This is a genomic window from Kineococcus aurantiacus, assembly GCF_013409345.1.
GTDB classification, from domain to species: domain Bacteria; phylum Actinomycetota; class Actinomycetes; order Actinomycetales; family Kineococcaceae; genus Kineococcus; species Kineococcus aurantiacus.
In genome coordinates this window covers 2,372,024-2,396,037 of the sequence record NZ_JACCBB010000001.1, presented here as the reverse complement: position 1 = coordinate 2,396,037, position 24,014 = coordinate 2,372,024, and the positions used below count along the sequence as shown (strand labels likewise).

Sequence of the window (24,014 nt, the reverse complement as noted above, 5' to 3'; positions counted from 1 at the left end):
GTTTGTCCTCTCACAGGGTTCGGGCTCACGGGGCCTCGGCCCGTGAGTGGCCCTTCGGCGGAACGGGGTCCACGCCCCCAGGGTTCCACGGGTGGCAGCGGAGGAGGCGCCGGACGGCCAGCCAGGTGCCGACGAGCGCCCCGCGGGTGCGCAGCGCCTCGACGGCGTACGCGGAGCAGGAGGGGTAGAAGCGGCAGGTGGGGCCGAGGAGGGGGGAGACGAACAACTGGTAGGTCCGCACCAGCAGGACCAGCAGCCCCGCCGGCCACCGCAGCGGGTGCCACCAGGTGCGCCCGTTCACGGCCGGTCGGCCCCGAGGCCCAGCCGGCGCAGGCCCCGGTCGACGTCGACCGCCAGTTCCGCCGAGGTCGCCGTCCCGGCGGCGGGCAGGGCCCGCACCACGAGGAGCCCCCCGGTGGCGGGCAGGACGCCCAGCCGGGCGGAGCAGACGTGCCGCAACCGGCGTTGCGTGCGGTGCCGCACGACGGAGCCGCCCACGGCCTTGGACACGACGAAGCCCACCCGGGTGGGGTGGGCTCGGTCGGTCGCGGCCCAGTGCAGGACCAGGCGCTGTGTCCCCGCGCGCCGGCCGTTCCTCAGGGCGACGGTGAAGTCGTCCCGGTGGCGAAGACGGTGCTTCGCAGCAAGCACGCGGGGGTGAGGGGTCGGGTCAGGCGGAGATCGCCGCGCGGCCCTTGGCGCGACGCGCCGAGAGGATGGCGCGGCCGGCGCGGGTGCGCATGCGCAGACGGAAGCCGTGCACCTTGGCGCGACGACGGTTGTTCGGCTGGAAGGTGCGCTTGCTCACGTTGATGCTCCTGGGACTCGTGCGGGCGGGCCCCGCCGGGAAGCCCGCGCAGGTCGCGGTGAGCGACCCGGCAGGCGGTGCGGAGCACAATCCCCAGCAGGGTACGGTCCGCGACGCACCCTGGTCAAAGCGCGCGCAGGGACCGCCAGCCCCGGCGGCCCGGTCGTCCACAGGCCGTCCCGGCGGGAGCGTGGCGGGCGGTGCGAGGAAGGTACCGTTCGTCTTCAGGTCCGGTGGTACGACCCACCGCACCGAGGTCCTCGACGGCCGGTCCGGGTCCCGCCGCAGGTGGGGAGCCCGTCGCCGCGGTCGTCGCACGTCCTGCGGGCAGCGGCGAGGGGGACGGCACTTGAACGGTGGCCGTCGACGTTGTTACGGTCCCGCTCGACGTGCCGACGCCCGCATCCGGTCGAGGTGCCAGCGGCGGGCCGTTCGTCGCACCCTTCCGTCATGCACAGCTGTGGACAGGGGTGTGGATGAGCACCCGTCGAACGGATCCGGTACGACGGGAGAGGGCTCGAGTGGAGACCGACGGAGGGGACTTCCCCAGCGTCTGGGAGCGCGCGGTCGCGCAGCTGGACGACGGGGGGATCACGCCCCACCAGCGCGCCTTCGTCCGCCTCACCCGCCCCCTGGGCCTGCTCGACGGGACGGCGCTGCTGGCGGTGCCGAACGACCTGACCAAGGACGTCATCGAGCAGAAGGTCCGCGAGCCGCTGACGCGGGCGCTGTCCGACGCGTACGGGTCGGCCATCCGGCTGGCCGTGACCGTGGACCCCTCGATCGGGCAGGTGCTGACGCCCGAGCGCACGGGGGAGCGCTCCGGCGCCGACGGCGTCCCCAGCGTCGAGCGCGAGCGGGTGGCCGCCGCGACGGCCCTGGAGTCCGAGGCGACCGGCCCGCTGCAGGACGACCGCCACCCCGGTGCGGTCCGCGGGCTGGACGAGGGGTCCCCCCTCGACGACTCCGACCCGGACCTGCTGTTCACCGGCTACAAGGTCGACCGCGGCCCCGGGACGGGGCGGCAGGTGCCGCGCAACCGGTCCACGAAGGTCGAGAACTCCCGGCTGAACCCGAAGTACATCTTCGAGTCCTTCGTCATCGGCGCCAGCAACCGCTTCGCCCACGCCGCGGCCGTCGCCGTCGCCGAGGCCCCCGCCAAGGCGTACAACCCGCTGTTCATCTACGGCGAGTCCGGTCTGGGCAAGACCCACCTGCTGCACGCCATCGGGCACTACGCGCAGAACCTGTACCCGGGCGTGCAGGTGCGGTACGTGAACTCCGAGGAGTTCACCAACGACTTCATCAACTCCATCCGCGACGACAAGGCCCAGGCGTTCCAGCGCCGGCACCGCGACGTCGACGTCCTCCTCATCGACGACATCCAGTTCCTGTCGAACAAGGTCCAGACGCAGGAGGAGTTCTTCCACACCTTCAACACGCTGCACAACGCGAGCAAGCAGGTCGTGATCACCTCCGACCTGCCGCCCAAGCAGCTGTCGGGGTTCGAGGAGCGGATGCGCAGCCGCTTCGAGTGGGGCCTCATCACCGACGTCCAGCCGCCGGACCTCGAGACCCGCATCGCCATCCTGCGCAAGAAGGCCATCGGGGAGCGCCTGGAGGTCCCCGACGACGTCAACGAGTACATCGCCTCGAAGATCTCCTCGAACATCCGGGAGCTGGAGGGCGCGCTCATCCGCGTCACGGCCTTCGCGAGCCTGAACCGCCAGCCGGTCGACATGAGCCTGGCCGAGATCGTGCTGCACGACCTCATCCCCAACGACGAGACGCCGGAGATCACCGCGTCGGCGATCATGGGCCAGACCGCGTCCTACTTCAGCGTGACGCTGGAGGACCTGTGCGGGACGTCGCGCTCGCGCACGCTCGTCACGGCCCGGCAGATCGCCATGTACCTGTGTCGCGAGCTCACCGAGCTGTCCCTGCCCAAGATCGGCCAGCACTTCGGCGGCCGCGACCACACGACGGTCATGCACGCCGAGCGCAAGATCAAGCAGCAGATGGCCGAGCGGCGCAGCACGTACAACCAGGTCACGGAGCTGACCAACCGCATCAAGAAGCAAGCCGGCGCCTGACCGCGTCCCCGGGGCTCCGCACGACGCGGTGCGGGCGCCCGGCGCGGGCCCGTGACGTCCCCGACGGCCTGACAGCCGGCTCGAACCCCTCCCGACCCCGCTGAGGGGTCCACCGGCCTCCCCTGGCCCTGCTGCCGCCCGCAGGCCGCCGGAGGAGCCCGTCGAGGCCTCAGGGAGCCCCTGAGCCCCCACGGAGCCCTTCCCCCGCGCGTCCGGGGCACCCGCGCGCCGTCGCCGGGCCGTCCCCCTCCACCGCCGGCGCCGAGCGCCCCGGCGGGTGAGCACCGCGTCCCGAACGGTGACGTCCCCACCCCCGCGAGCTCTGTCCACAGTTGTCCACATCCTGGGGACAGACGTGTGGACAAAGCTGCCGCCGACGGTGGACAACCCCGTGGACGCAGCGTGGACACCGTGGGGACCGCCTGGGGACGACGGTGGACGACGGCCGGCGAGCGCACGCACCTGTGGACGGCCGGGCCGACGGGTCCACGGGTCGTCCACACCCCTAGAACGGCCCGAATCGGCCTTTGACCTGCGACGACGCCTCGTCGTCCACAGCGTGCACAAGGGTGACTACGACGACTGATCCCTCTACGGTGAAGGTCGACGACCCACGTCCAGTGTGGACTGACTGTGGGGAAGGCGGCCCGGACGGACCGGTGGACCGGTCGGGGTCGAGGTGGTGTTCGAACAAGCTGTGCCGACGCTCCCCGCCGACGGTCACGCTGAGTGACCAGAGCGGGAGGGGCTGACGGTGGGCGGTGGAGGGGCCTGCGCGCCGGCCCGGAGCCTCGACTACTGTCGGAAGCCGCCTCCCTGGACCGCCCGCTGGACCAGGTGCCCCGAGGCTGGACACGCAGGACGACTGGAAGGCGGTGCCTGGTGGAGTTGCAGGTCGAGCGCGACGTGCTGGCCGACGCCGTCGCGTGGGCGGCCCGGGCTCTGCCCTCGAGGCCGCCGGTGCCGGTGCTCGCCGGGGTGCTCCTGGAGGCCACGGACGAAGGCGCCCTGAAGCTGTCCACGTTCGACTACGAGGTCTCCGCCCGCGTCGAGCTGCCCGCCGACGTGCGCACCGCGGGCCGGGTGCTCGTCTCCGGCCGCCTGCTCGCCGACATCTCCCGGAGCCTGCCCAACCGCCCGGTGACCCTGACGACCGAGGGGTCGAAGGTCGTCGTGACGTGCGGCGCCAGCCGGTTCACGCTCCTGACGATGACGGTCGACGAGTACCCCGCGCTGCCGCAGCTGCCCGACGCCTCCGGGCAGGTCGCCGGCGGGGAGTTCACCGAGGCCGTCGCCCAGGTGACCATCGCCGCGAGCCGCGACGAGACGCTGCCGATCCTCACGGGCGTCCGGATGGAGATCGAGGGCGACAAGCTGACGCTCCTGGCGACCGACCGGTACCGCCTGGCGGTCCGCGAGCTGCGCTGGAACCCCAGCACCCCCGACATCTCCGCCGTCGCGCTCGTGCGCGCCCGCACGCTGTCCGACGTGGCCCGCTCGCTCGGGTCCTCCAGCAGCCTCACCCTGGCCCTGGCCGACGGCAAGAGCGACCTCATCGGCTTCCAGGCCGGGGGCCGCTACTCGACCTCGCTGCTGGTCGACGGCGAGTACCCCAAGGTCCGTGCGCTGTTCCCGGCCGAGTCGCCGACGCACGCGGTGGTCTCCACCGCGGCCTTGACCGAAGCGGTCAAGCGCGTCGCGCTCGTGGCCGAGCGCAACACCCCCGTCCGCTTGCGCTTCGAGGACGGCGTGCTGTCCTTGGAAGCGGGGCAGGGGGAGGACGCGCAGGCGACGGAGGCCCTGGAGGCCACCCTCGTCGGCGAGTCCATCGCCATCGCGTTCAACCCGCAGTTCCTGCTGGACGGCCTCGGCGCGCTCGCCGCGCCGTTCGCCCGGCTCTCGTTCACCCAGGCGACCCGCCCGGCGGTCCTCACGGGTCAGCAGGACCTGGACGGGGACGACGACGACAGCTACCGGTACCTCCTGATGCCGGTCCGCCTCGCCGGCTGAGCCGGCACCACCACTGCCCGGCTCACGCGGCCGGGCGCGAGAAGGGAAGCGTCTGGCCATGCACATCGGTCTCGTCGGTCTCGGCAAGATGGGCGGGAACATGCGTACCCGCCTCCGTGACAAGGGCATCGAGGTCACGGGGTACGACCCGAACCCGGACGTCACCGACGTCCCGTCGCTGGCGGCCCTCGTGGAGTCCCTGCCCTCGCCGAAGGTCGTCTGGGTGATGGTCCCCTCGGGCAAGATCACCCGCGACACGGTCGCGAACCTGGCCCCGCTCCTGAAGGACGGCGACCTGGTCATCGACGGCGGCAACTCCAAGTGGACCGACGACGAGGTCAACGCCAAGCTGCTCGCCGAGCGCGGCACCGGCTACCTCGACTGCGGCGTCTCCGGCGGCGTGTGGGGCAAGGACAACGGCTACGGCCTCATGGTCGGCGGCGCCAAGGGCCACGTGGACCTCGCGATGCCGATCTTCGACGCCCTGCGCCCCGAAGGCCCCCGCGAGGAGGGCTTCGTCCACGCCGGCGGCGTCGGCGCGGGCCACTACTCGAAGATGGTGCACAACGGCATCGAGTACGGCCTCATGCACGCCTACGCCGAGGGCTACGAGCTGCTCGAGGCGAAGGGGATCATCCACGACGTCCCGGCCGTCTTCAAGGCCTGGACCCGCGGCACCGTCGTCCGCTCCTGGCTGCTGGACCTCATGGTCCGCGCGCTGGAGGAGGACCCCAAGCTGGACAACATCCGCGGGTACGCGCAGGACTCCGGCGAGGGCCGCTGGACGCTGGAGCAGGCCATCGAGAACGCCGTGCCCATGCCGGTGCTCGCCGCGGCGCTGTTCGCCCGGTTCTCCTCGCGCCAGGAGGACTCGCCCTCGATCAAGGCCGTCGCCGCGCTGCGCAACCAGTTCGGCGGCCACGCGGTCACCTCCGCCGGGCCCAGCTCGGGCACGGGCTCGACCGGCCACTGATCCCGACGGGCTGACCCGCGTGCACGTCGCGCACCTCTCGCTCGTCGACTACCGCTCCTACCCGCACCTCGAGCTCGACCTCCGTCCCGGGACGACGACCTTCGTCGGCCTCAACGGGCAGGGGAAGACGAACCTCGTCGAGGCCGTCGGGTACGTCGCGACGCTGGGCAGCCACCGGGTCTCCGGTGACGCCCCGCTCGTGCGACAGGGGGCGGAGCGCGCCGTCGTGCGGACCGAGCTGGTGCGCGGCGGGCGGCGCGCGCTGGTCGAGCTGGAGATCACCCCGGGGAAGGCGAACCGGGCCCGGCTGAACCGCAACCCGGTCCGCCGGACCCGGGACGTGCTCGGCGTGCTGCGCACGGTCCTGTTCGCCCCGGAGGACCTCGCCCTCGTCAAGGGCGACCCCGCCGAGCGGCGCCGGTACCTCGACGAGCTGCTCGTGACGCGCTGGCCGCGGGTGGCCGGCGTCCGCGCCGACTACGACCGCGTCCTGCGCCAGCGGGGGGCGCTGCTGAAGTCCGCGGGCGGGGCCGTGCGCTCGGGGCGGGCCGAGACCCACACCCTGGACGTGTGGGACGAGCACCTGGCCGCGACGGGGTCGGAGCTGCTGGCGGCGCGGCTGGCGCTGCTGGCGGACCTGCGCGACCCCGCGGGGGAGGCCTACCGGTCGGTGAGCCGGGGGCAGGGCGACCTGGAGCTGGGGTACCGCTCGTCGCTGCCGCTGCTGGCCGAGGGCGTCGCGACCACCCCCGGCGGGGCGACCCCGAGCCCGGAGGAGCTGCGGCTGGCCCTGCTGGCCTCGATGGCCGAGCAGCGCAAGGCCGAGCTCGACCGCGGGGTGTGCCTGGTCGGCCCGCACCGCGACGACCTGGTGCTGACCCTGGGCGGGATGCCCGCCAAGGGGTACGCCAGCCACGGCGAGAGCTGGTCGGTGGCCCTGGGGCTGCGGCTGGCCAGCTACCGCCTGCTGCTCGAGGACGACGTGCTGGAGGACCCCGGCGGGCCCGTGCTGATCCTCGACGACGTCTTCGCCGAGCTCGACGTCGGCCGGCGCGAGCGGCTGGCGGAGGTCGTGGCCGACGCCGAGCAGGTCCTCGTGACGGCGGCGGTGCCCGAGGACGTCCCCGCCGCCCTGCGCGGGGACCGCGCCGACCGGGTCCACGTGAGCACGGGTGCCGCGGTCCGGGAGGACGGCGGTGACTGACCAGCCCGGCGAGCAGCCCGGCGAGGGACCCGACGCGGGTCCCGGTGAGGGACCCGCGCCGGACGACGCCGGGCAGGCCCCGGACGAGACGACCGGCGCGGACCTGGCGCGGACCGCGCTGGGCCGGGCCCGCGCCGCCGCGGCCGCCAAGGGCCTGCGGCCCGGGCGCGTGCCGCTGGGCGGCCGGGCGTTCGGGGACGACCGCACGGGCCGGGGGCCGCGCCGGGGTGACGCGTCGGCCCGGTCGGGGGCCTGGCCCGACGCCCGCGACCCGCAGAGCCTGGACGCCACCCTGGGCCGGCTGGTGGGGGAGCGCGGCTGGGAGCAGCCCGTGGCCGTCGGCGGGGCCTTCGGCCGCTGGGACGTCGTCGTGGGCCCCGAGCTCGCGGGGCACTGCGCGCCGGAGTCGCTCAAGGACGGCACGCTCGTGGTGCGCGCCGAGTCCACGGCCTGGGCCACCCAGGTGCGGCTGCTGACCAGCCACCTCGTGCGCCGGCTGGACGAGGAGCTGGGCCACGGGGTGGTGACGAAGGTCGTGGTGCGGGGGCCCAAGGGGCCGTCGTGGCGCAAGGGCGGCCGGTCCGCCCCGGGGGGCCGCGGACCCCGCGACACCTACGGCTGACCCCGCCGCCCGAGGGGGCCGAACGGCCGGAGGTGACCTGGGACGGCCCAGGAACGCTCGACCCCCCGGTACGTGGTCCCCCACGTCACCGGGGGTTGAACCGCTCAGGAGCCTCGCTGGGGTGCTCGTAGCGCGAGGAAGCGCTCGATCCGGGGTAGACTGAGGGGGAATCCGGCGGTCGTCACGGGCCCTCCTCGGAGATTCAGCGCGCGGGGCTCCCCAGCCCTGGACGCTGCCCGCGCCGACCGCCTCGACGCGGAGGGAGCACACCCGCTCGTGCCTGACGAAGAGACGCAAGGTCCCGAGGGCGTCGCCCCGGAGGACGCCCCCTCGTTGGCCGACGCGGTCGCCCCCGACGGTGCGCCGAACCCGGAGTACGGCGCCGACGCCATCACCGTCCTCGAGGGTCTCGAGGCCGTCCGCAAGCGTCCCGGCATGTACATCGGCTCCACGGGGGAGCGCGGTCTGCACCACCTCGTCGCCGAGATCGTCGACAACTCCGTCGACGAGGCGCTGGCGGGCTACTGCGACACGATCGACGTGACGCTGCTGGCCGACGGCGGCGTCCGCGTCGTCGACAACGGCCGTGGCATCCCGGTCGACGTCATGGCCGGTGAGGGCCGTCCGGCCGTCGAGGTCGTCCTGACGGTCCTGCACGCGGGGGGCAAGTTCGGCGGCGGCGGCTACGCCGTCTCCGGCGGTCTGCACGGCGTGGGCAGCTCCGTCGTCAACGCGCTGTCGACGCGGCTGGACGTCGAGGTCCGCCGCCAGGGCTTCGCGTGGCGCCAGTCCTACGAGCACGGCGTGCCGCTGGCGCCGCTGGAGAAGGGCGAGGCGACCGACGAGACCGGGACGACCATCACGTTCTGGGCCGACGGGGACATCTTCGAGACGACCGACTACTCGTACGAGACGCTGCGCACGAGCTTCCAGCAGCGCGCGTTCCTCAACAAGGGCCTGACGCTGACGCTGAAGGACGAGCGCGCGCACCCCGAGGACGAGGCGGCCGAGGGCTCGACCGACGAGAAGCCCCAGCGCGAGGTGAGCTACCGCTACGACGAGGGCCTCATCGACTACGTCAAGCACATCAACGCGCAGAAGAAGAACGAGCCGCTGCACGAGACGGTCATCTCGCTGGAGGCGGAGGACAAGGACAAGGGCATCGCGGTGGAGATCGCGATGCAGTGGACCACCGCCTACTCCGAGGCGGTCTTCACCTACGCCAACAACATCAACACCTCCGAGGGCGGCACGCACGAGGCGGGTTTCCGCACGGCGCTGACGAACCTGGTCATCGACTACGCCCGGTCGGCCAAGCCGGCCATCCTCAAGGAGAACGAGTCCCTCGACGGCTCCGACATCCGCGAGGGCCTGACGGCCGTCATCTCGGTGAAGCTGTCCGAGCCGCAGTTCGAGGGGCAGACGAAGACGAAGCTGGGCAACACCCTGGCCCGCACCTTCGTGCAGTCCCAGGTCCGCGAGCACCTCGGGCACTGGTTCCAGGCCAACCCCAAGGAGGCCTGGACGATCGCGAAGAAGGCGCAGTCGGCCTCGATCGCGCGCCAGGCCGCCCGCAAGGCGCGCGAGGCGAGCCGCAAGTCGCTGCTGGAGCGCAACTCGCTGCCGGGCAAGCTGAAGGACTGCCAGTCCAACAACCCCGCCGAGTGCGAGGTCTTCATCGTCGAGGGGGACTCCGCGGGCGGTTCGGCCACGCGCGGCCGGGACCCGCGCACCCAGGCGATCCTGCCGATCCGCGGGAAGATCCTGAACGTCGAGAAGGCCCGGCTGGACCGCGCCCTGGGCAACCAGGAGGTGCAGGCGCTCATCACGGCCTTCGGCACCGGCATCGGCGAGGACTTCAACCTCGACAAGCTGCGGTACCACAAGATCATCATCATGGCCGACGCCGACGTCGACGGTCAGCACATCCGGACGCTGCTGCTGACGCTGCTGTTCCGCTACATGAGCCCCCTCGTCGAGGGCGGTCACGTGTACCTGGCGCAGCCGCCGCTGTACCGCATCAAGTGGCTGGGCGGCACGGAGAACCACGAGTTCGCCTACTCCGACCGCGAGCGCGACGCGCTCATCGAGGCCGGTCTGGCCGCCGGCAAGAAGCTGCCCAAGGAGGGCCGGACCCAGCGCTACAAGGGTCTGGGCGAGATGAACTGGGACGAGCTGTCCGAGACGACGATGGACCGCACCCACCGCACCCTGCTGCAGGTGACCCTGGAGGACGCCGCCGCGGCGGACGCGGTGTTCTCGATCCTCATGGGGGAGGACGTGGAGTCCCGCCGCAGCTTCATCCAGCGCAACGCCCGAGACGTGAGGTTCCTCGACGTGTGACCTGGTTCCACGTGAAACAGCACCGGACGTCGCGACCTGAGAGGTACCACCCGTGAGCGAGAGCACCACCGAACCCCCCGCCGGCGACCGCGTCGAGCAGGTCGACCTGCAGGCCGAGATGCAGCGTTCGTACCTCGACTACGCGATGAGCGTCATCGTGTCGCGGGCGCTGCCCGACGTGCGGGACGGTCTCAAGCCCGTCCACCGCCGGGTGCTGTACGCGATGTACGACGGCGGGTACCGCCCCGACCGCGGGTACTCCAAGTGCGCCCGCGTCGTGGGTGACGTCATGGGTCACTACCACCCGCACGGCGACTCCTCGATCTACGACGCCCTCGTCCGCCTCGCGCAGGACTGGTCGCTGCGCTACCCGCTGGTCGACGGCCAGGGCAACTTCGGCTCGCCCGGCAACGACCCGGCCGCGGCCCCCCGGTACACCGAGTGCCGGATGGCGCCGCTGGCCATGGAGATGGTCCGGGACATCGACGAGGAGACCGTCGACTTCTCCCCGAACTACGACGGGCACACCACCGAGCCCGACGTGCTGCCCAGCCGGTTCCCGAACCTGCTGGTCAACGGCTCGGCCGGCATCGCCGTCGGCATGGCGACGAACATCCCCCCGCACAACCTGCGGGAGGTCGCCGACGGCGTGAAGTGGCTGCTGGACAACCCCTCCGCCTCCGACGACGAGCAGCTCACCGCGATGCTGCAGCGCATCAAGGGCCCGGACTTCCCGACCGGTGCGCACATCCTGGGCCAGCGCGGCATCGTCGACGCCTACCGCACCGGCCGCGGGTCCATCACGATGCGGGCCGTCGTCACCGTCGAGGAGATCCAGAACCGGACCTGCCTCGTCGTCAGCGAGCTGCCGTACCAGGTCAACCCGGACAACCTCGCCGAGAACATCGCGAACCTCGTCCGCGACGGCCGGCTCACCGGCATCGCCGACGTCCAGGACCACACCTCCGGCAAGACCGGTCAGCGGCTGGTCATCGTGCTGCGCCGCGACGCCGTCGCGAAGGTCGTGCTGAACAACCTCTACAAGCACACCCAGCTGCAGACGAACTTCGGCGCGAACATGCTGGCGCTGGTCGACGGGGTGCCGCGCACGCTGCCGATCCATGCCTTCCTCAAGCACTGGATCACCCACCAGCTCGACGTCGTCGTCCGGCGCACCCGGTTCCGGCTGCGCAAGGCCGAGGCCGAGGCGCACATCCTGCGCGGTCTGCTCAAGGCGCTCGACGTCCTCGACGAGGTCATCGCCCTCATCCGGGCCAGCGCGACGGTCGAGTCCGCCCGCGAGGGCCTCATGGAGCTGCTGGACATCGACGAGGAGCAGGCGCGCGCCATCCTCGACATGCAGCTGCGCCGCCTGGCCGCCCTGGAACGGCAGCGGCTCACCGACCGCTACGACACGCTCATGGCGATGATCGAGGACTTCAACGCGATCCTGGCCAGCCCCGAGCGGCAGCGGCAGATCGTCGGGGAGGAGCTCGCCGAGCTCGTCGAGCGGTACGGCGACGAGCGCCAGACGCAGATCCTGCCCTTCGAGGGCGACATGACCGCCGAGGACCTCATCCCCGTCGAGGACGTCGTCGTCACCGTGACCCGCGGCGGCTACGCCAAGCGCACCCGCACCGACCTGTACCGGGCCCAGCGCCGCGGTGGCCGGGGGGTGCGGGGGGCCTCGCTGCGCGAGGACGACGTCGTGGAGCACTTCTTCACCACGACGACCCACCACTGGCTGCTGTTCTTCACCAACCTGGGCCGGGTCTACCGCGCCAAGGGCTACGAGCTGCCCGAGGGCGGCCGCGACGGCCGCGGCCAGCACGTCGCGAACCTGCTGGCCTTCCAGCCGGGGGAGCGGATCGTGGCCGTCCTCGACATCGAGGACTACGAGCAGGCGCCGTACCTGGTCCTCGCCACCCGCGGCGGCATCGTGAAGAAGACGCGGCTGGCCGAGTACGACTCCAACCGCTCCGGCGGGCTCATCGCCATCAACCTGCGCTCGCGCCCGGGGGCCGACGGCACCGAGGAGGTCGACGACGAGCTGTTCGCCGCGACCCTGGTCAGCGAGGACGAGGACCTGTTCCTCGTCTCCCGCAAGGGCATGAGCGTGCGCTTCGAGGCGACCGACGAGAACCTGCGCCCCATGGGCCGGGCCACCTCCGGGGTCACGGGCATGAAGTTCCGCGGGGACGACGAGCTGCTGGCGATGGCGGTGGCCCGCGACGACCTGTACGTCTTCGTCGTCACCGAGCTCGGCTACGCCAAGCGCACCGCGATCGCGGAGTACCGCAAGCAGGGCCGCGGTGGGCTGGGGATCAAGGTCGCGAAGCTGACCGAGGAGCGCGGTGACCTCGTCGGCGCGCTGACGGTCGCCGACGACGACGAGGTGCTCGTGGTCATGCAGGCCGGCCGGGTCGTGCGCTCGCGCGTCGACGAGGTGCCGGCCAAGGGCCGCGACACCATGGGGGTCACCTTCGCCAAGCCGGAGAAGAGCGACCGGATCCTCGCGGTGGCCCGCAACGCCGAACGGGTGATCGACGAGGAGGTGGAGGCCGAGGAGGCCTCCGAGGCCACGACCGCCGGGGCGGACGACCCGCTCGCCGACGTCGCCGGCGGCGGGGACGACCAGGCCGCCGCCGAGGGTGCCGACGAGGCGCCGATCGGTGGAGTCCCTGTGCAGAACCTCGGGGACGACCCTGTGGTGGGGGCGGGCGATGGCGTACCGTCGAGCGAGGCTCCGACGGGCGAGCCCGACTCCGGAGGTGACGAGTGACCCCCGCCGAACGCGCGACGGCTTCGTCCGCACAGGCAGCGGCCCAGGCAGGCCAGACGGCCGGCCAGACGGCCCGCTCCACGGCTGAGGCGGGCCGGGCGGCGGCCGGCGGGCCGCAGGCGCGACCGCGCAACGGCGTCGACGCGGTGCCCCGGCGGGTGCGGCTGACGCTCGCGCGCGTCGACCCGTGGTCGGTGACGAAGCTGTCGTTCCTGCTGTCGGTGGCCGTGGGCATCGCCCTCGTGGTGGCGACGGCGGTCATCTGGAGCGTCCTGGACGGCATGGGCGTCTTCACCGACCTCAACGGCCTGCTCAAGGACGTCGTGGGCCAGGAGGTCGACTTCGACCTGCTCGACTACGTCGGCTTCGGGAAGGTCATCTCGTTGGCGACCGTCATCGCCGTGGTGGACGTCGTGCTCCTCACGGCGCTGTCGACGATCGTGGCGTTCCTCTACAACGTGTCCTCCGCCCTCGTGGGCGGGCTGCACGTCACGCTGTCCGACGACTGAGACGGTCCGGAGCACCCCCTCCGGTCGGGTAAGGTTGTCGTGCTGCGTGCAGCGGAGGGGCCTATAGCTCAGTCGGTTAGAGCGCTTCCCTGATAAGGAAGAGGTCGGAGGTTCAAGTCCTCCTAGGCCCACCGGAGCCCCCGTGGACATCTGTCCCCGGGGGCTCCGTCACGTGCGGGCAGCGGTCCGCGGACACGGCGATCACCCCGCGTGCTAGCGTTTCCGCGTCGCGATCGGAGTGCTGGGAGGCCGAAGTGAAGAAGCTGCTGCTGGTGGGTCTGCTCGCCGGAGGCGTCTTCGCGTGGCGCCGCAGGGCGTCCCAGAAGGCCGAGCGCGACCTGTGGGCCGAGGCCACCGACACGGTGCGCTGACACCCGCCCGACCCGGGGGCATGGCGCAATTGGTAGCGCACCTGCTTTGCAAGCAGGGGGTTAGGGGTTCGAGTCCCCTTGCCTCCACCGGACGCCGGAGGCCGGTCACGTCGACGACGTGACCGGCCTCTCGTGGTGTCGGGGCGAGCCCGCTCAGTCCTTCTTCTGACCGCCCTCGGTGTCCTCGGTCGAGGGCGTGCCCTCGGTCGTGGCGTCCGCCACGGTGTCGCTCGTGACGTCCTCGACGGGGGTCTCGGTGGCGTTCGCCGTGGCGTCGACGACCGTGGCGTCGACGACCGACTGGTCACCGGTCGCCTTCTCCAGGTTCTCCGTCGCCGCGGCGGTGGCCGGGGTGGTGGGCGTCGACGTGGCCGGCGCGGGGGTCCACGCCGCGCCCGGGGCCGCCCACGGGTCCTCCTTCTGGGAGTTCTTCACGGCCGCGTAGACGGCGGCGCCACCGGCGGCGAGCAGCGTGAGGACGAGGAACTTCTTGACCTTGCCGGAGCTCTTGCGCTCGGGCGTGGCGCCCTTGAGCGCGGCGAGCGCGGCCGCCGAGCGCGTCGCGGTGGCCTTGCGGCCCTTGCGCGCCTCCGCCTTCGCGGCCTTCTTCCCGCCCTTGCCCGCGGCCTTCCCGGCCTCGCGGGCGGCCGCGGCGCGCGCCTGGGCCTTCTGCGCGGACTCGGTGAGCGACTTCTCCAGGGACGCTTCGAACCGCTTGCCGCCCTCGACGACGGCCTTGCTGCCCTCGACGACGGCCTTGCCGGCCTCGCGGGCACTGCCGCTGGTGCTCGCCGCGACCGAGGCGGCGGCGGTGCCGGCGGCCGCGACGGCCGGGCCCGCGGACTCGCGGGCGCTGGCGGTGGCGTCCTGGACGGCCTCGACCAGCTTCGGCAGCAGCTCGTCGACGATCTTGTCCCGCGCGGTGTCCATGGCGGGCGACACGCGCTGGGCGGCGGCCCCCACGTGCGGGGCGGCCGCTTCGCGGGTGGTGTCCCACGCCTTCTCGAGCCGGGGCTGGGCCCAGTCGACGGCGGACTCGACCGCCGGCGCGACCTTGCCCGCCAGCGCGACGGTGCCCGCCAGCGCGGCGCCCTTCTGCAGCTTCCCGGTGCTGTTCTTCGTCAACGACATGCCCATCCTCCTCGTGCTCGTCTTCCTGCTGTCGCGAACGTGCGGGGTGCGTGGGCCGTGCCCCACACCGAACGGTCGGCGACGATCACCACCTCTCATCCCACCGCACCCGCGCCCGGTCCGCCACCAGACGCCGGGGAGAGGGCGTGCGCGGCCCGTGGAAGGATGGGCCGCATGCACGCCACCCTGCACACCAACCACGGCGACATCCGCCTGGAACTGTTCGAGAACCACGCCCCCAAGACGGTGGCGAACTTCGTGGGCCTCGCCGAGGGCACGAAGGAGTGGCAGGACCCGGCCACGGGTGAGAAGAAGTCCGAGCCGTTCTACGACGGCCTGACCTTCCACCGCGTCATCGACGGCTTCATGATCCAGGGCGGCTGCCCGCGCGGCGACGGCCGCGGCGGCCCGGGCTACCAGTTCGACGACGAGATCCACCCCGACCTGCGCTTCGACAAGAAGTACCTGCTGGCCATGGCCAACGCCGGCAAGATCGCCGGTCACGGCACCAACGGCTCGCAGTTCTTCGTGACCGTCACGAACACCCCGCACCTCAACGGCAAGCACACCATCTTCGGCGAGGTCGCCGACGACGCCAGCAAGGCCGTCGTCGACGCCATCGCCACCGTCCCGGTCGGCCCGGGCGACGCGCCCCGCGAGCCCGTCGTCATCACCTCGGTCGACGTCGAGCGCGACTGACCCGCACCGGCGCGAACGACGGGGACGTCCCGCACGTTGAGCACGACGTGATCCGACGATGAGCGACGTCCCCGTCTGCCCGCGCCACCCCGACCGCGAGTCGTGGGTCCGGTGCCAACGCTGCGAGCGGCCCGCCTGCCCGCAGTGCCAGCGCCCTGCCGCGGTCGGCGTGCAGTGCGTCGACTGCGTCGCCGAGGCCGCGCGCGGCGTCCGGCAGCCCCGGGGCACGTTCGGCGGTGCCCTGGCGGGCCGGGACACGGTCGTCACGAAGGTCCTCGTGGGCCTGTGCCTGCTCATGTTCCTGGCCGAGCAGGTCCTGCCGAGGTCGACGTTCAACGCGCTGTCGCTGATCAACGGCCCCTACGCGAACGCCTTCAGCGCGGGCCTGTGGTGGCAGCCGCTCACCTCGGCGTTCCTGCACGCCGGGCTGCTGCACCTGCTGTTCAACGCGTACGCCCTGTGGATCACGGGCGGGTACCTGGAGCCGCTGCTGGGCCGGCTCCGCTTCACGGTCCTCTACGTGCTGTCCGCCCTCGGCGGAGCGGTCGGCGGCACCCTGCTGCCCGGGACGGCCGACAGCCAGCTCGTCGGCGCCTCGGGGGCCGTCTTCGGCCTCTTCGCGGCGATGTTCGTCGTCAACCGGCACCTGGGCCGGCAGACCGGTCAGATCGTCGTGCTGGTCCTCATCAACTTCGTCATCAGCTTCTACTACGCGGGCATCTCCTGGCAGGGGCACCTCGGGGGGCTCGTGACGGGCGCCCTGGTGGCGACGGCGATGGCCGCAGGCCGGCGGCGGCGCCCGGTGGTGCAGTGGGCCGGGACGGGCGCCGTGGCGGTCGTCGTGCTCGCGCTGCTGGGGTACGCCTCGACGCTGTACTGAGCGGGCCGGTCCAACCCCGCCTGGTGGTGACGCTGTGCGACCACCGCACCGGTGACAGGAGCGGTGGACGCGGGCGACGGCGCCTCCGGGAGTTGTCCACAGGGGTTTCGCACACCTGTGCGAACGGCCGCCGTGCGTCCCCAGCCCGTGGACATCGGTGTGGACCACCCGCCGCGTTTCCCACAGTCATCCACAAGCTGTGGACGAATCGGTGGACAACTCCTGTGGACGACGGGCTCCGCTGTCCACACGCCGTCCCCAGGCAGTGGACAACTGTGCGTAGCGCGCCGACCGGCGCTCGAGGTGCGCGGGAGCCGCGGAGGGGGTATAGAAGGCGTGGGCGGACTCCTGTCCGCCCACGCAGGGTGACGCCGCGAGGGGTCTCAGGCGCTCGCGGAGCGCAGGGCGTCGCCGTCCCCGTCCGGCACGGCCGGGGCAGCCGCGGGGGTCGGCGGCGCGAGCCGGGCCAGCGTCTCGTGGGCCAGCTCGTCCCAGAACCCGGGCCGGCCCGCCGGGGCCGGGGCCAGCCAGCCGTCCTCCATGTGCGTGCACACCGCCGGGTCGGCCGCCGCGAGCCGCCGCCGCTTGGAGGGCCGCCGCAGCGACGCGACGTCGACGGCGGCGCGGAAGAACGTCAGGTAGGCGGCGCGGGCCGCCTTCACGGCCGGGTTCGCCGACGCGCCCTCGTGGTGGTGCACCAGGTCGCTCACCGTGAAGCGCGGGACGCCCTGGACCGCCAGCAGGCTCGTGTGGTCGAAGTCGCCGCCGGACAGGCAGCACAGGACCAGCAGCTTGTGGTCCTCGCGCAGCGCCCCGACCCGCACCGCGAAGGTGCTCGTGGTGCTCTCGTGCGGCACCCAGCGCACGACGTCCCCGGGGACCTCCTGCTCACCGCGGGCCGTGCGGGGGCGCCGCCACTCCGGCACCCGGCCCTCGATGTCGTCGTGCGTGCCGACCCCGTAGGGGGCGAAGTACTCCGCCCGGCCCCGGGACGCGGCCTGCAGCAGCGACGCCAGCGCGTCCGGCCGCCACAGGTAGTCGTCCTCGGCCAGGAGCACGACGTCCTCGTCCGACCAGTCCGAGCGCACCGCCAGCTTCAGGCCCGCGAGGTAGCTGGCGCGGTTGCTGCCACCGGTGATGGCCCGGACCCGCCCGTGCGCGCGCATGACGTCCAGCCGGGCGGCGGGCAGGGGGCCGTCGTTGAGGAACACGACGTCGACGGCCTCACCGGCGTGCTCGACCGCGCGCAGGAACGAGGCCAGTGCGAGCTGCTTGGAGTACCAGGCCGGCCGGCCCTTGGCGTTCTCCCCGCCGTGCGAGCGGTAGACGACGTGCAGCACTCGGCCTCCCGGAGGTCGTGGACGACGGCGTCAGCGTAACCGTGACGTGGGGGGAGGATTGCCACCACTCGTTCAGGTGTCACCCGATGTGACCAACCGGCCGTCGGGCGTAGCGGGTCAGCGCCACCGCGTCGTCATCGCGAACCCCACCAGCACCAGCCCGAAACCGGCGACCAGGTTCCAGTTGTCCCAGCCGGGCACCGGCAGCAGGGAGCTGGACAGGTAGAAGACGACGATCCACGCCAGCCCGACCACCATGAAGGTGACCATCAGGTAGATCCACCAGCGCGGCGTCAGCTGGTTCTTCCGCTTCACCGCGCGGTCGAGGTCGGCGTCGCCGCGCTTGCCGGCCGCCCTCGTCGCTCCGCCCGTGGAGGTGGCGTCGCTCGTCTCGTCGGACTTCTTGCGGCGGGGCACGTCGACCTCCAGTCGGGGTGGGCGGGGACGGGGTGCGTCACCTCACCGTCAGCGTAGTGCGACGATCGGTGTTCGGTCCGTCCACGGGGCGGCGGGATCAGGAGGGGCACCGGTGCGGGGTGGTCGGGTGGCGCGGCGCGCCGGGGTCGGGCTCGTGCTCGCCGCGGCCGGTCTGCTGTTCGCGACCAGCGCCCTGACCTCCGGCGGCACCGACCTGCGCTCGGAGTCCGCCGACCTCGGCTCCGTCGTCGCCGAGCGCTCGCGGCAGAACGCCGCCCGCGCCGCCCGGGTGTCCGCCCTGCGGGCCGAGGTCGACGCCCTCAGCCGCACCGGCGCCGACGCGGCCGGCGACCCGCTGGACGACCCCCTGGACGACCCCGCCCTGGGCGCGGCCTCCGGCGCCCTGCCGGTCGCCGGTCCCGGCCTGACCGTCACCCTCGACGACGCCCCCGACTCGGTGCGGCCCGCGAGCGCCTCCCCCGACGACCTCGTCGTGCACCAGCAGGACGTGGAGGCGGTCGTCAACGCCCTGTGGGCCGGCGGGGCCGAGGCCATGGTCGTCATGGACCAGCGGATCGTGTCGACCTCGGCGGTGCGCTGCGTGGGCAACGTGCTGGTCCTGCAGGGCCGCACGTACTCGCCGCCGTACTCGATCACCGCGGTCGGGGACGTGGGGGCGCTGCGCGCGGCGCTGGAGTCCTCGGCGCAGGTCTCGCTGTACCGCCAGTACGTCGCCGCGTACGGCCTGGGCTACCAGGTCTCCACCGGCGAGGACCTGCACCTGCCCGCCTTCGACGGGACGACGACCCTGACCCACGCGAAGGCGGGGGCCGCGTGATCCGCAGGGCGGTGTCGGTGCTGGGGGAGCTGCTGCTGACCGCCGGGGTGCTCACGCTGCTGTTCGTGGTGTGGCAGCTGTACTGGACGGACCTGACGTCGGGCCGGGTGCAGGCCGCGACCGTCAGCGCGCTGCAGCAGCAGTGGGCCACGGGGCCCGCCCCGGCGGGCCCGGCGCCCGGGGCCACGGGCGCGCAGCCCGCGGCGGACCCGCCCGTGGACCCGGTCGCGGTGCCCGCCACGGGGGAGGCGTTCGCGATCCTGCGCGTCCCGCGGTTCGGCGACGACTACGCCGTGCCGGTCGTGGAGGGCACGGGCGCCGACGAGCTCGAGGACGGCATCGGCCACTACCCGCGGTCGGTGATGCCCGGGCAGGTCGGCAACTTCGCGATCGCCGGGCACCGCGTCACCTACGGCAAGCCGTTCAACCTCATCGCCGAGCTGCGCGACGGCGACGCCGTCGTCGTGGCGACGCCGACGCAGTGGCTGACGTACCGGGTGCGCTCGCACGAGGTCGTCAGCCCCAAGCAGGTCTCGGTCATCGCCCCCGTGCCCGACGACCCGACGGCGACGCCGACGCGGGCGTGGCTGACGATGACGGCCTGCCACCCGATGCACTCGGCGCGGCAGCGGTACGTGGTGCACGCCGAGCTGGAGTCGGTGCAGGACCGGTCGGACGGCGAGCCGTCGTCCCTGGCGCCCGTGGAGGGGTGAGCGGTGTACGCGGCGTGGTGGCGGTCCCTGCCCGGTCCCCGGTGGCTGAAGGCCCTGGTGAGCCTGCTCGTGGCGGCCGCGGTCGTCCTGCTCTGCTTCGAGGTCGTCTTCCCCGCGGTCGCCGACCGGCTGGCCGTCAACGACGGCACGGTCGAGGGCCGCTAGCCGTGTGAAGGCCTCGCGCACACGCTGCGCAACTGTGCCGACTCCGCTCAGGCCCCGGGGCCCGTCGGCCGTACGGTGACGTCGTGTCCACTTCCACCGATCCGGAGTCCCGGCCCGAGGTCCCCGGCGCCGGTCGCCGCCCGCGCGGCGCCCACTCCGACCACGCGCACGGCACGGCGTTCAGGGTGCTGCGCGGCTTCCTCGTCGCGGCCGTGGTGCTGACGGTCCTGGCGGCCGGCGGTGGGGTGTTCGCGTACTACAAGCTCCAGGGCAACATCAACGCCCAGGACCTGGGGACCCTGGTCGGTGCGAGGCCGTCGGACGAGTCGACGATCGACCCCACGACGGGCCAGGACGCCGTGAACGTCCTCGTGATGGGCAGCGACACCCGCGACCTGTCCGACGGCACGGGCGGTGAGTACGGCGGGGCGGCCGCCGACCCGGGCGCCCGCTCGGACACGACGGTCCTGGTGCACCTGGCCGCGGACCGGCAGAGCGCGACGCTGGTCAGCATCCCGCGCGACTCGATGGTGCAGATCCCCGAGTGCACCGCCGCGGACGGCACGACGACGAGGGCGCGCAAGGGCCAGTTCAACTCGGCGTTCGCCGAGGGCGGCGCGGCGTGCACGATCAAGACGGTGCAGTCGCTGACGCAGGTCCCGATCGACCACTACGTCGTCGTGGACTTCAGCGGGTTCCGCTCCATGGTCGACGCCCTGGGCGGGGTGACGATCTGCACCCCGGAGGCCATCGACGACAAGGCGGCGAACCTGCACCTGGCCGCCGGCACGCACGCGGACGTCGACGGGGCGACGGCGCTGGCGTACGCGCGCGTGCGGCACATCGGCGACGGCTCGGACATCTCGCGCATCGGCCGTCAGCAGGCCCTCATGAGCTCGATGGTGCAGAAGGTGACGAGCTCGGCGGTCCTGACGCGCCCGGACAAGCTGTACGCCTTCCTCGACGCGGCGACGAAGTCGGTGACGACGGACACGGGCCTGGCGAGCCTGTCGGAGATCGCCTCCCTGGCGCAGTCGCTGCAGAAGATGCCCGCCGACGGCGTGCAGTTCGTGACCGTGCCCACCGAGGAGTACCCGGCCGACCGCAACCGCGTGCAGTGGACGCCGGCGGCCGAGGCGCTGTGGCAGCAGATCCGCACCGACACCGCGGCCCCGGCGGCGGCGACGCCGACGGCGAGCCCCACGGGCGACCCCGCGGCCAGCTCGGAGCTGCTGGTGGCTCCGTCGAGGATCTCCGTGCAGGTCCTCAACGTGGGCGGCACCGCGGGGGTCGCCGGGGCCCTGGCGCAGCAGCTGGTGGGGGTCGGGTTCGTCGGCGCCGGTGCCGGTGACGGCACGGCCCACTCCGGGGAGGACGTCCTGGTCCGCTACGGCACGGGCCGGGAGGACTCGGCGAACACGGTCGCGGCCGCCCTGGGCGGGGCGCCGACGCAGCTCGACCCCGCCCTGGGCAAGAACGTCGTCGTGGAGGTCCGGACGGCCGGGACGACGGTGACGGACGTGCGGGCGCGGGTGACGGGCGCGCAGCCGGCGGCCCCGGCGCCGAGCGCGACGATCACCGCCCGGGTGGCCACCGACAGCATCTGCGCCTGAGGGGCGCCGCGCGCGGGTCAGCCGACCCGCACGGGCACCCCGCGCAGCAGCGACTCCTGGGCGGCGTCGGCGACCCGGGACGCGGCGACGGCGTCCTCGGGGCGGCACAGCTCGCCCTCGACGCCGCGAACGAGGTCGGCGAAGGCGGCGATCTCGGCGCGGTAGGCGTCGGCGAACCGCTCGGCGAAGGTGGTGTGCGGGGTGCCGCCGGGGAAGGTGACGCCCGGTTCGGCCGAGCGCAGCGCGGTGCGGTCGTCGAGGCCGACCTCGATCGACCCCCGCGACCCCTGCAGCTCCAGGCGGACGTCGTGGCCGGCGCCGTTGTAGCGGGAGGCGGTGACGACGGCGAGGGTGCCGTCGTCGAGGGTGCACACGGCCAGGGCGGAGTCGACGTCGCCGACCTCGCCGATGGCGGGGTCGCCGTTGTTGGAGCCGCGCGCGTAGACCTCGACGACCTCGCGGCCGGTGATCCAGCGGATGACGTCGAAGTCGTGGACGCTGCAGTCGCGGAACAGCCCCCCGGAGGTGGCGAGGAACGACACCGGCGGCGGGGTGACGTCGCAGGTCACGGCGCGGACCGCGTGCAGCCAGCCGAGCTCGCCGGCGGCGAAGGCGCGCTTGGCCTCCAGGTAGCCGCGGTCGTAGCGGCGCTGGTGGCCGATGCGGACGACGCCGCCGCGGGCGGCGATGAGGTCCAGGACGGGCAGGGAGAGGGCGACGTCGGGGGCGACGGGCTTCTCGGAGAAGACGGGGACGCCGGCCTCGACGCCGGCGCGGATGAGCTCGGGGTGCTGGGCGGTGCCGGTGGCCACGACGAGGCCGTCGACCCCGGAGGCCAGGAGGGTCTCGACGTCGGCGACGGCCTCGGCCCCGACCTCGGCGCCGACCTGCCGCGCGCGCCCGGCGTCGACGTCGGTGACGGTGAGGCGCCCGACGCCGGGGGTGGTGACGATGTTGCGGGCGTGCATGACGCCGATGCGACCGACGCCGGCGAGGCCGAGGTGGAGGTCGGACATGTACAGGGCTCCTCGTCGAGTATTGGACCGGTCCAACGAGGTCTACGATCAGGCTTCCCGACCCGGCTGTCAAGGAGGCCGCGTGACCCGCCCGACCATCCGCAGCGTCGCCGCCCGCGCCGGGGTGTCCAAGTCGCTGGTCTCCCTCGTCCTGCAGGGCTCCCCGAAGGTGTCCCCCGAGCGCCGCGCCGCCGTCCTGGCCGCCGTCGACGAGCTCGGCTACCGCCCCGACCCCACGGCCCGCAGCCTGGCCCAGGGCCGCACCCGCGCCATCGGCCTCGTCCTGGACGACCTGCGCAACCCCTGGTTCGTCGACGTCCTCGAAGGGCTGCGCCCGGTCCTGCGGGCCGCGGGGCTGCGCCCGGTGCTGGCCGAGTCCCGCAGCGAGCCCGAGGCCCCCCGCACCTTCGCGGACCTGCGCGTCGACGGGGTCGTCGTCATCGGCACCCTGCCCGACCTGTCCGTGGTCGCCGAGGTCGCCGGCACCGTCCCGACCGTCCTGGCCGGCACCCGCCTCGACCCCGCCGACCCCCTCGACGTCGACGTGGTCGCCGGCGACGACGAGGCCGGGACCCGGCTCGCCGTCGAGCACGTCCTGGGCCTGGGGCACCGGCGCGTCGCGCACGTCGGCGGCGAGGGCCCCGTGGGCCGGCTGCGGCGGGAGGCCTTCGAGCGGGCCGTGGCCGACGGCGGGGGCCGGGCCCTCGTCGAGGTCGGGACCATGACCGAGGACGCCGGCCACCGCGCCGGCCTGGCCCTGCTGCGCGCGGCCGAGCCGCCGACCGCGGTGGTCGCCGCCAACGACGCCGTGGCCGTCGGGGTCCTGGCCGCCGCCGCCGACCTCGGCGTGCGGGTCCCCGCGCGGCTGTCCGTCGTCGGCTACGACGACACCTCCACCGCGGCGCTGCGGGCCGTCTCCCTCACCAGCGTCGACAACGCCGCGCACGAGGTCGGGCGGCTGGCCGCCGAGCGCCTGCTGGCCCGCCTGGCCGACCCCGGCGCCCCCACCGGCCTGCGCCTGGTCGCGCCGCGGCTCGTCGTGCGGGCCACCACGGCCCCAGGATGACCGGGTGACCGCTCCTGACGCGCCCTGCCCCTGCGGCTGGGGCGAACCCCTCGCCGGCTGCTGCGGCCGCTACCTCGACGGCCGGGACGCCCCGACGGCCGAGGCCCTCATGCGCTCGCGCTACACGGCCTTCGCCGTCGGCGACGTGGCGCACCTGCTGCGCAGCTGGCACCCCGACACCCGCCCCGCCGACCTCGACCTGGACCCCGAGCTGGAGTGGAAGCGGCTCGTCGTGCTCGGCACCGACCGCGGCAGCCCCTTCGACGACACCGGCACGGTCGAGTTCGAGGCCCACTACCGGCAGGCGGGGCGGCGGGGGGTCCAGCACGAGGAATCGGCTTTCGTGCGCGTGGAGGGCCGGTGGGTGTACGAAGGTCCGACGGGAAACCGGGTCGCGTGACCGTCGCGGTTCGTCCACGCT

General features: G+C 73.4%; 24 protein-coding genes and 2 tRNA genes. 19 read left to right on the top strand and 7 right to left on the bottom strand.

The annotated features are described in order from the left end of the window. Positions 1–25: 25 nt before the first annotated feature. Genes yidD through rpmH form a run of 3 tightly spaced genes read right to left on the bottom strand, consistent with a single transcriptional unit; the run spans position 26 to position 814 of the window. Positions 26–301 carry a membrane protein insertion efficiency factor YidD gene (gene yidD / locus BJ968_RS11630; RefSeq protein ID WP_343077975.1) on the bottom strand — a complete coding sequence of 92 codons (276 nt, stop codon included), beginning with the start codon at positions 299–301 and terminating at the stop codon, positions 26–28. Next, positions 298–651: a ribonuclease P protein component gene (gene rnpA, locus BJ968_RS11625; RefSeq protein WP_179751983.1), complete on the bottom strand. Its 354-nt coding sequence runs from the start codon at positions 649–651 to the stop codon at positions 298–300. The genes yidD and rnpA overlap by 4 nt, the downstream gene beginning before the upstream one ends. 19 nt (positions 652–670) lie before the next feature. Further along, complete coding sequence (gene rpmH, locus BJ968_RS11620; RefSeq protein ID WP_179756583.1) at positions 671–814, bottom strand: 50S ribosomal protein L34; 144 nt, start codon at positions 812–814, stop codon at positions 671–673. Between the two features lie 515 nt (positions 815–1,329). Between rpmH and dnaA the strand changes: the two genes are divergently transcribed. The 11 genes from dnaA to BJ968_RS11570 all read left to right on the top strand — a co-directional run bounded on the left by dnaA (position 1,330) and on the right by BJ968_RS11570 (position 13,802). Then, positions 1,330–2,901, top strand: coding sequence for a chromosomal replication initiator protein DnaA (dnaA, locus tag BJ968_RS11615; protein WP_179751981.1), 1,572 nt, complete (start codon positions 1,330–1,332; stop codon positions 2,899–2,901). A gap of 882 nt (positions 2,902–3,783) precedes the next feature. Beyond that, complete coding sequence (dnaN, locus tag BJ968_RS11610) at positions 3,784–4,911, top strand: DNA polymerase III subunit beta (protein ID WP_179751978.1); 1,128 nt, start codon at positions 3,784–3,786, stop codon at positions 4,909–4,911. Between the two features lie 58 nt (positions 4,912–4,969). Further along, the gene (gnd, locus tag BJ968_RS11605) at positions 4,970–5,884 is read left to right on the top strand and encodes a phosphogluconate dehydrogenase (NAD(+)-dependent, decarboxylating) (RefSeq protein WP_179751976.1); all 915 of its coding nucleotides are present in this window, start codon (positions 4,970–4,972) and stop codon (positions 5,882–5,884) included. 19 nt (positions 5,885–5,903) lie between these two features. After that, complete coding sequence (gene recF / locus BJ968_RS11600; protein ID WP_179751974.1) at positions 5,904–7,088, top strand: DNA replication/repair protein RecF; 1,185 nt, start codon at positions 5,904–5,906, stop codon at positions 7,086–7,088. Continuing rightward, positions 7,081–7,710 carry a DciA family protein gene (locus BJ968_RS26615; RefSeq protein WP_343077974.1) on the top strand — a complete coding sequence of 210 codons (630 nt, stop codon included), beginning with the start codon at positions 7,081–7,083 and terminating at the stop codon, positions 7,708–7,710. Before recF ends, BJ968_RS26615 begins: the two co-directional genes overlap by 8 nt. 276 nt (positions 7,711–7,986) lie before the next feature. Next, the gene (gyrB, locus tag BJ968_RS11590; RefSeq protein ID WP_425491489.1) at positions 7,987–10,053 is read left to right on the top strand and encodes a DNA topoisomerase (ATP-hydrolyzing) subunit B; all 2,067 of its coding nucleotides are present in this window, start codon (positions 7,987–7,989) and stop codon (positions 10,051–10,053) included. 52 nt (positions 10,054–10,105) lie between these two features. After that, on the top strand, positions 10,106–12,835 hold the full coding sequence (gyrA, locus tag BJ968_RS11585; protein ID WP_179751970.1) for a DNA gyrase subunit A: 2,730 nt from the start codon (positions 10,106–10,108) through the stop codon (positions 12,833–12,835). Further along, positions 12,832–13,344, top strand: a complete 513-nt coding sequence (locus BJ968_RS11580) for a DUF3566 domain-containing protein (RefSeq protein WP_179751968.1) — start codon at positions 12,832–12,834, stop codon at positions 13,342–13,344. The genes gyrA and BJ968_RS11580 overlap by 4 nt, the downstream gene beginning before the upstream one ends. 57 nt (positions 13,345–13,401) lie before the next feature. Then, positions 13,402–13,475 (top strand) — tRNA-Ile (locus BJ968_RS11575). Between the two features lie 123 nt (positions 13,476–13,598). Then, entirely contained in the window at positions 13,599–13,715 is a 117-nt protein-coding gene (locus BJ968_RS23760) for a DLW-39 family protein (RefSeq protein WP_218885008.1), read from the top strand. 14 nt (positions 13,716–13,729) lie between these two features. Further along, positions 13,730–13,802 (top strand) — tRNA-Ala (locus BJ968_RS11570). Between the two features lie 66 nt (positions 13,803–13,868). On the opposite strand, the gene BJ968_RS11565 is transcribed toward BJ968_RS11570, so the two are convergent. Beyond that, complete coding sequence (locus BJ968_RS11565; protein WP_179751965.1) at positions 13,869–14,846, bottom strand: hypothetical protein; 978 nt, start codon at positions 14,844–14,846, stop codon at positions 13,869–13,871. Between the two features lie 174 nt (positions 14,847–15,020). On the opposite strand from BJ968_RS11565, the gene BJ968_RS11560 reads away from it, so the two are divergent. Next, positions 15,021–15,545 (top strand): peptidylprolyl isomerase, encoded by a 525-nt coding sequence (locus BJ968_RS11560; RefSeq protein ID WP_179751964.1) that lies wholly within the window; start codon positions 15,021–15,023, stop codon positions 15,543–15,545. 58 nt (positions 15,546–15,603) lie between these two features. Further along, on the top strand, positions 15,604–16,425 hold the full coding sequence (locus BJ968_RS11555; RefSeq protein ID WP_179751961.1) for a rhomboid family intramembrane serine protease: 822 nt from the start codon (positions 15,604–15,606) through the stop codon (positions 16,423–16,425). Positions 16,426–16,808: 383 nt separating this feature from the next. On the opposite strand, the gene BJ968_RS11550 is transcribed toward BJ968_RS11555, so the two are convergent. Together BJ968_RS11550 and BJ968_RS25680 are read right to left on the bottom strand one after the other, a co-directional pair. Further along, on the bottom strand, positions 16,809–17,765 hold the full coding sequence (locus tag BJ968_RS11550) for a glycosyltransferase family protein (RefSeq protein ID WP_179751959.1): 957 nt from the start codon (positions 17,763–17,765) through the stop codon (positions 16,809–16,811). A gap of 117 nt (positions 17,766–17,882) precedes the next feature. Further along, positions 17,883–18,182, bottom strand: coding sequence for a cell division protein CrgA (locus tag BJ968_RS25680; protein ID WP_218885007.1), 300 nt, complete (start codon positions 18,180–18,182; stop codon positions 17,883–17,885). Between the two features lie 112 nt (positions 18,183–18,294). Here BJ968_RS25680 and BJ968_RS11540 point away from each other — a divergent pair, with 112 nt between their 5' ends. The 4 genes from BJ968_RS11540 (at position 18,295) to BJ968_RS11525 (ending at position 21,511) form a co-directional block, all read left to right on the top strand. Then, the gene (locus BJ968_RS11540) at positions 18,295–19,020 is read left to right on the top strand and encodes a DUF881 domain-containing protein (protein WP_179751957.1); all 726 of its coding nucleotides are present in this window, start codon (positions 18,295–18,297) and stop codon (positions 19,018–19,020) included. Next, positions 19,017–19,733, top strand: coding sequence for a class E sortase (locus BJ968_RS11535; RefSeq protein WP_179751954.1), 717 nt, complete (start codon positions 19,017–19,019; stop codon positions 19,731–19,733). The genes BJ968_RS11540 and BJ968_RS11535 overlap by 4 nt, the downstream gene beginning before the upstream one ends. Positions 19,734–19,736: 3 nt before the next feature. Beyond that, the gene (locus BJ968_RS11530) at positions 19,737–19,898 is read left to right on the top strand and encodes a hypothetical protein (protein ID WP_179751952.1); all 162 of its coding nucleotides are present in this window, start codon (positions 19,737–19,739) and stop codon (positions 19,896–19,898) included. Between the two features lie 83 nt (positions 19,899–19,981). Then, complete coding sequence (locus BJ968_RS11525; protein ID WP_179751949.1) at positions 19,982–21,511, top strand: LCP family glycopolymer transferase; 1,530 nt, start codon at positions 19,982–19,984, stop codon at positions 21,509–21,511. Between the two features lie 17 nt (positions 21,512–21,528). On the opposite strand, the gene BJ968_RS11520 is transcribed toward BJ968_RS11525, so the two are convergent. Then, positions 21,529–22,527, bottom strand: a complete 999-nt coding sequence (locus tag BJ968_RS11520) for a Gfo/Idh/MocA family protein (protein ID WP_179751947.1) — start codon at positions 22,525–22,527, stop codon at positions 21,529–21,531. An 82-nt stretch (positions 22,528–22,609) separates the two neighbouring features. Between BJ968_RS11520 and BJ968_RS11515 the strand changes: the two genes are divergently transcribed. Then, entirely contained in the window at positions 22,610–23,593 is a 984-nt protein-coding gene (locus BJ968_RS11515; protein WP_179751945.1) for a substrate-binding domain-containing protein, read from the top strand. 4 nt (positions 23,594–23,597) lie between these two features. Further along, positions 23,598–23,993, top strand: a complete 396-nt coding sequence (locus BJ968_RS11510) for a YchJ family metal-binding protein (RefSeq protein ID WP_179751943.1) — start codon at positions 23,598–23,600, stop codon at positions 23,991–23,993. The last annotated feature ends 21 nt before the right edge of the window (positions 23,994–24,014 follow it).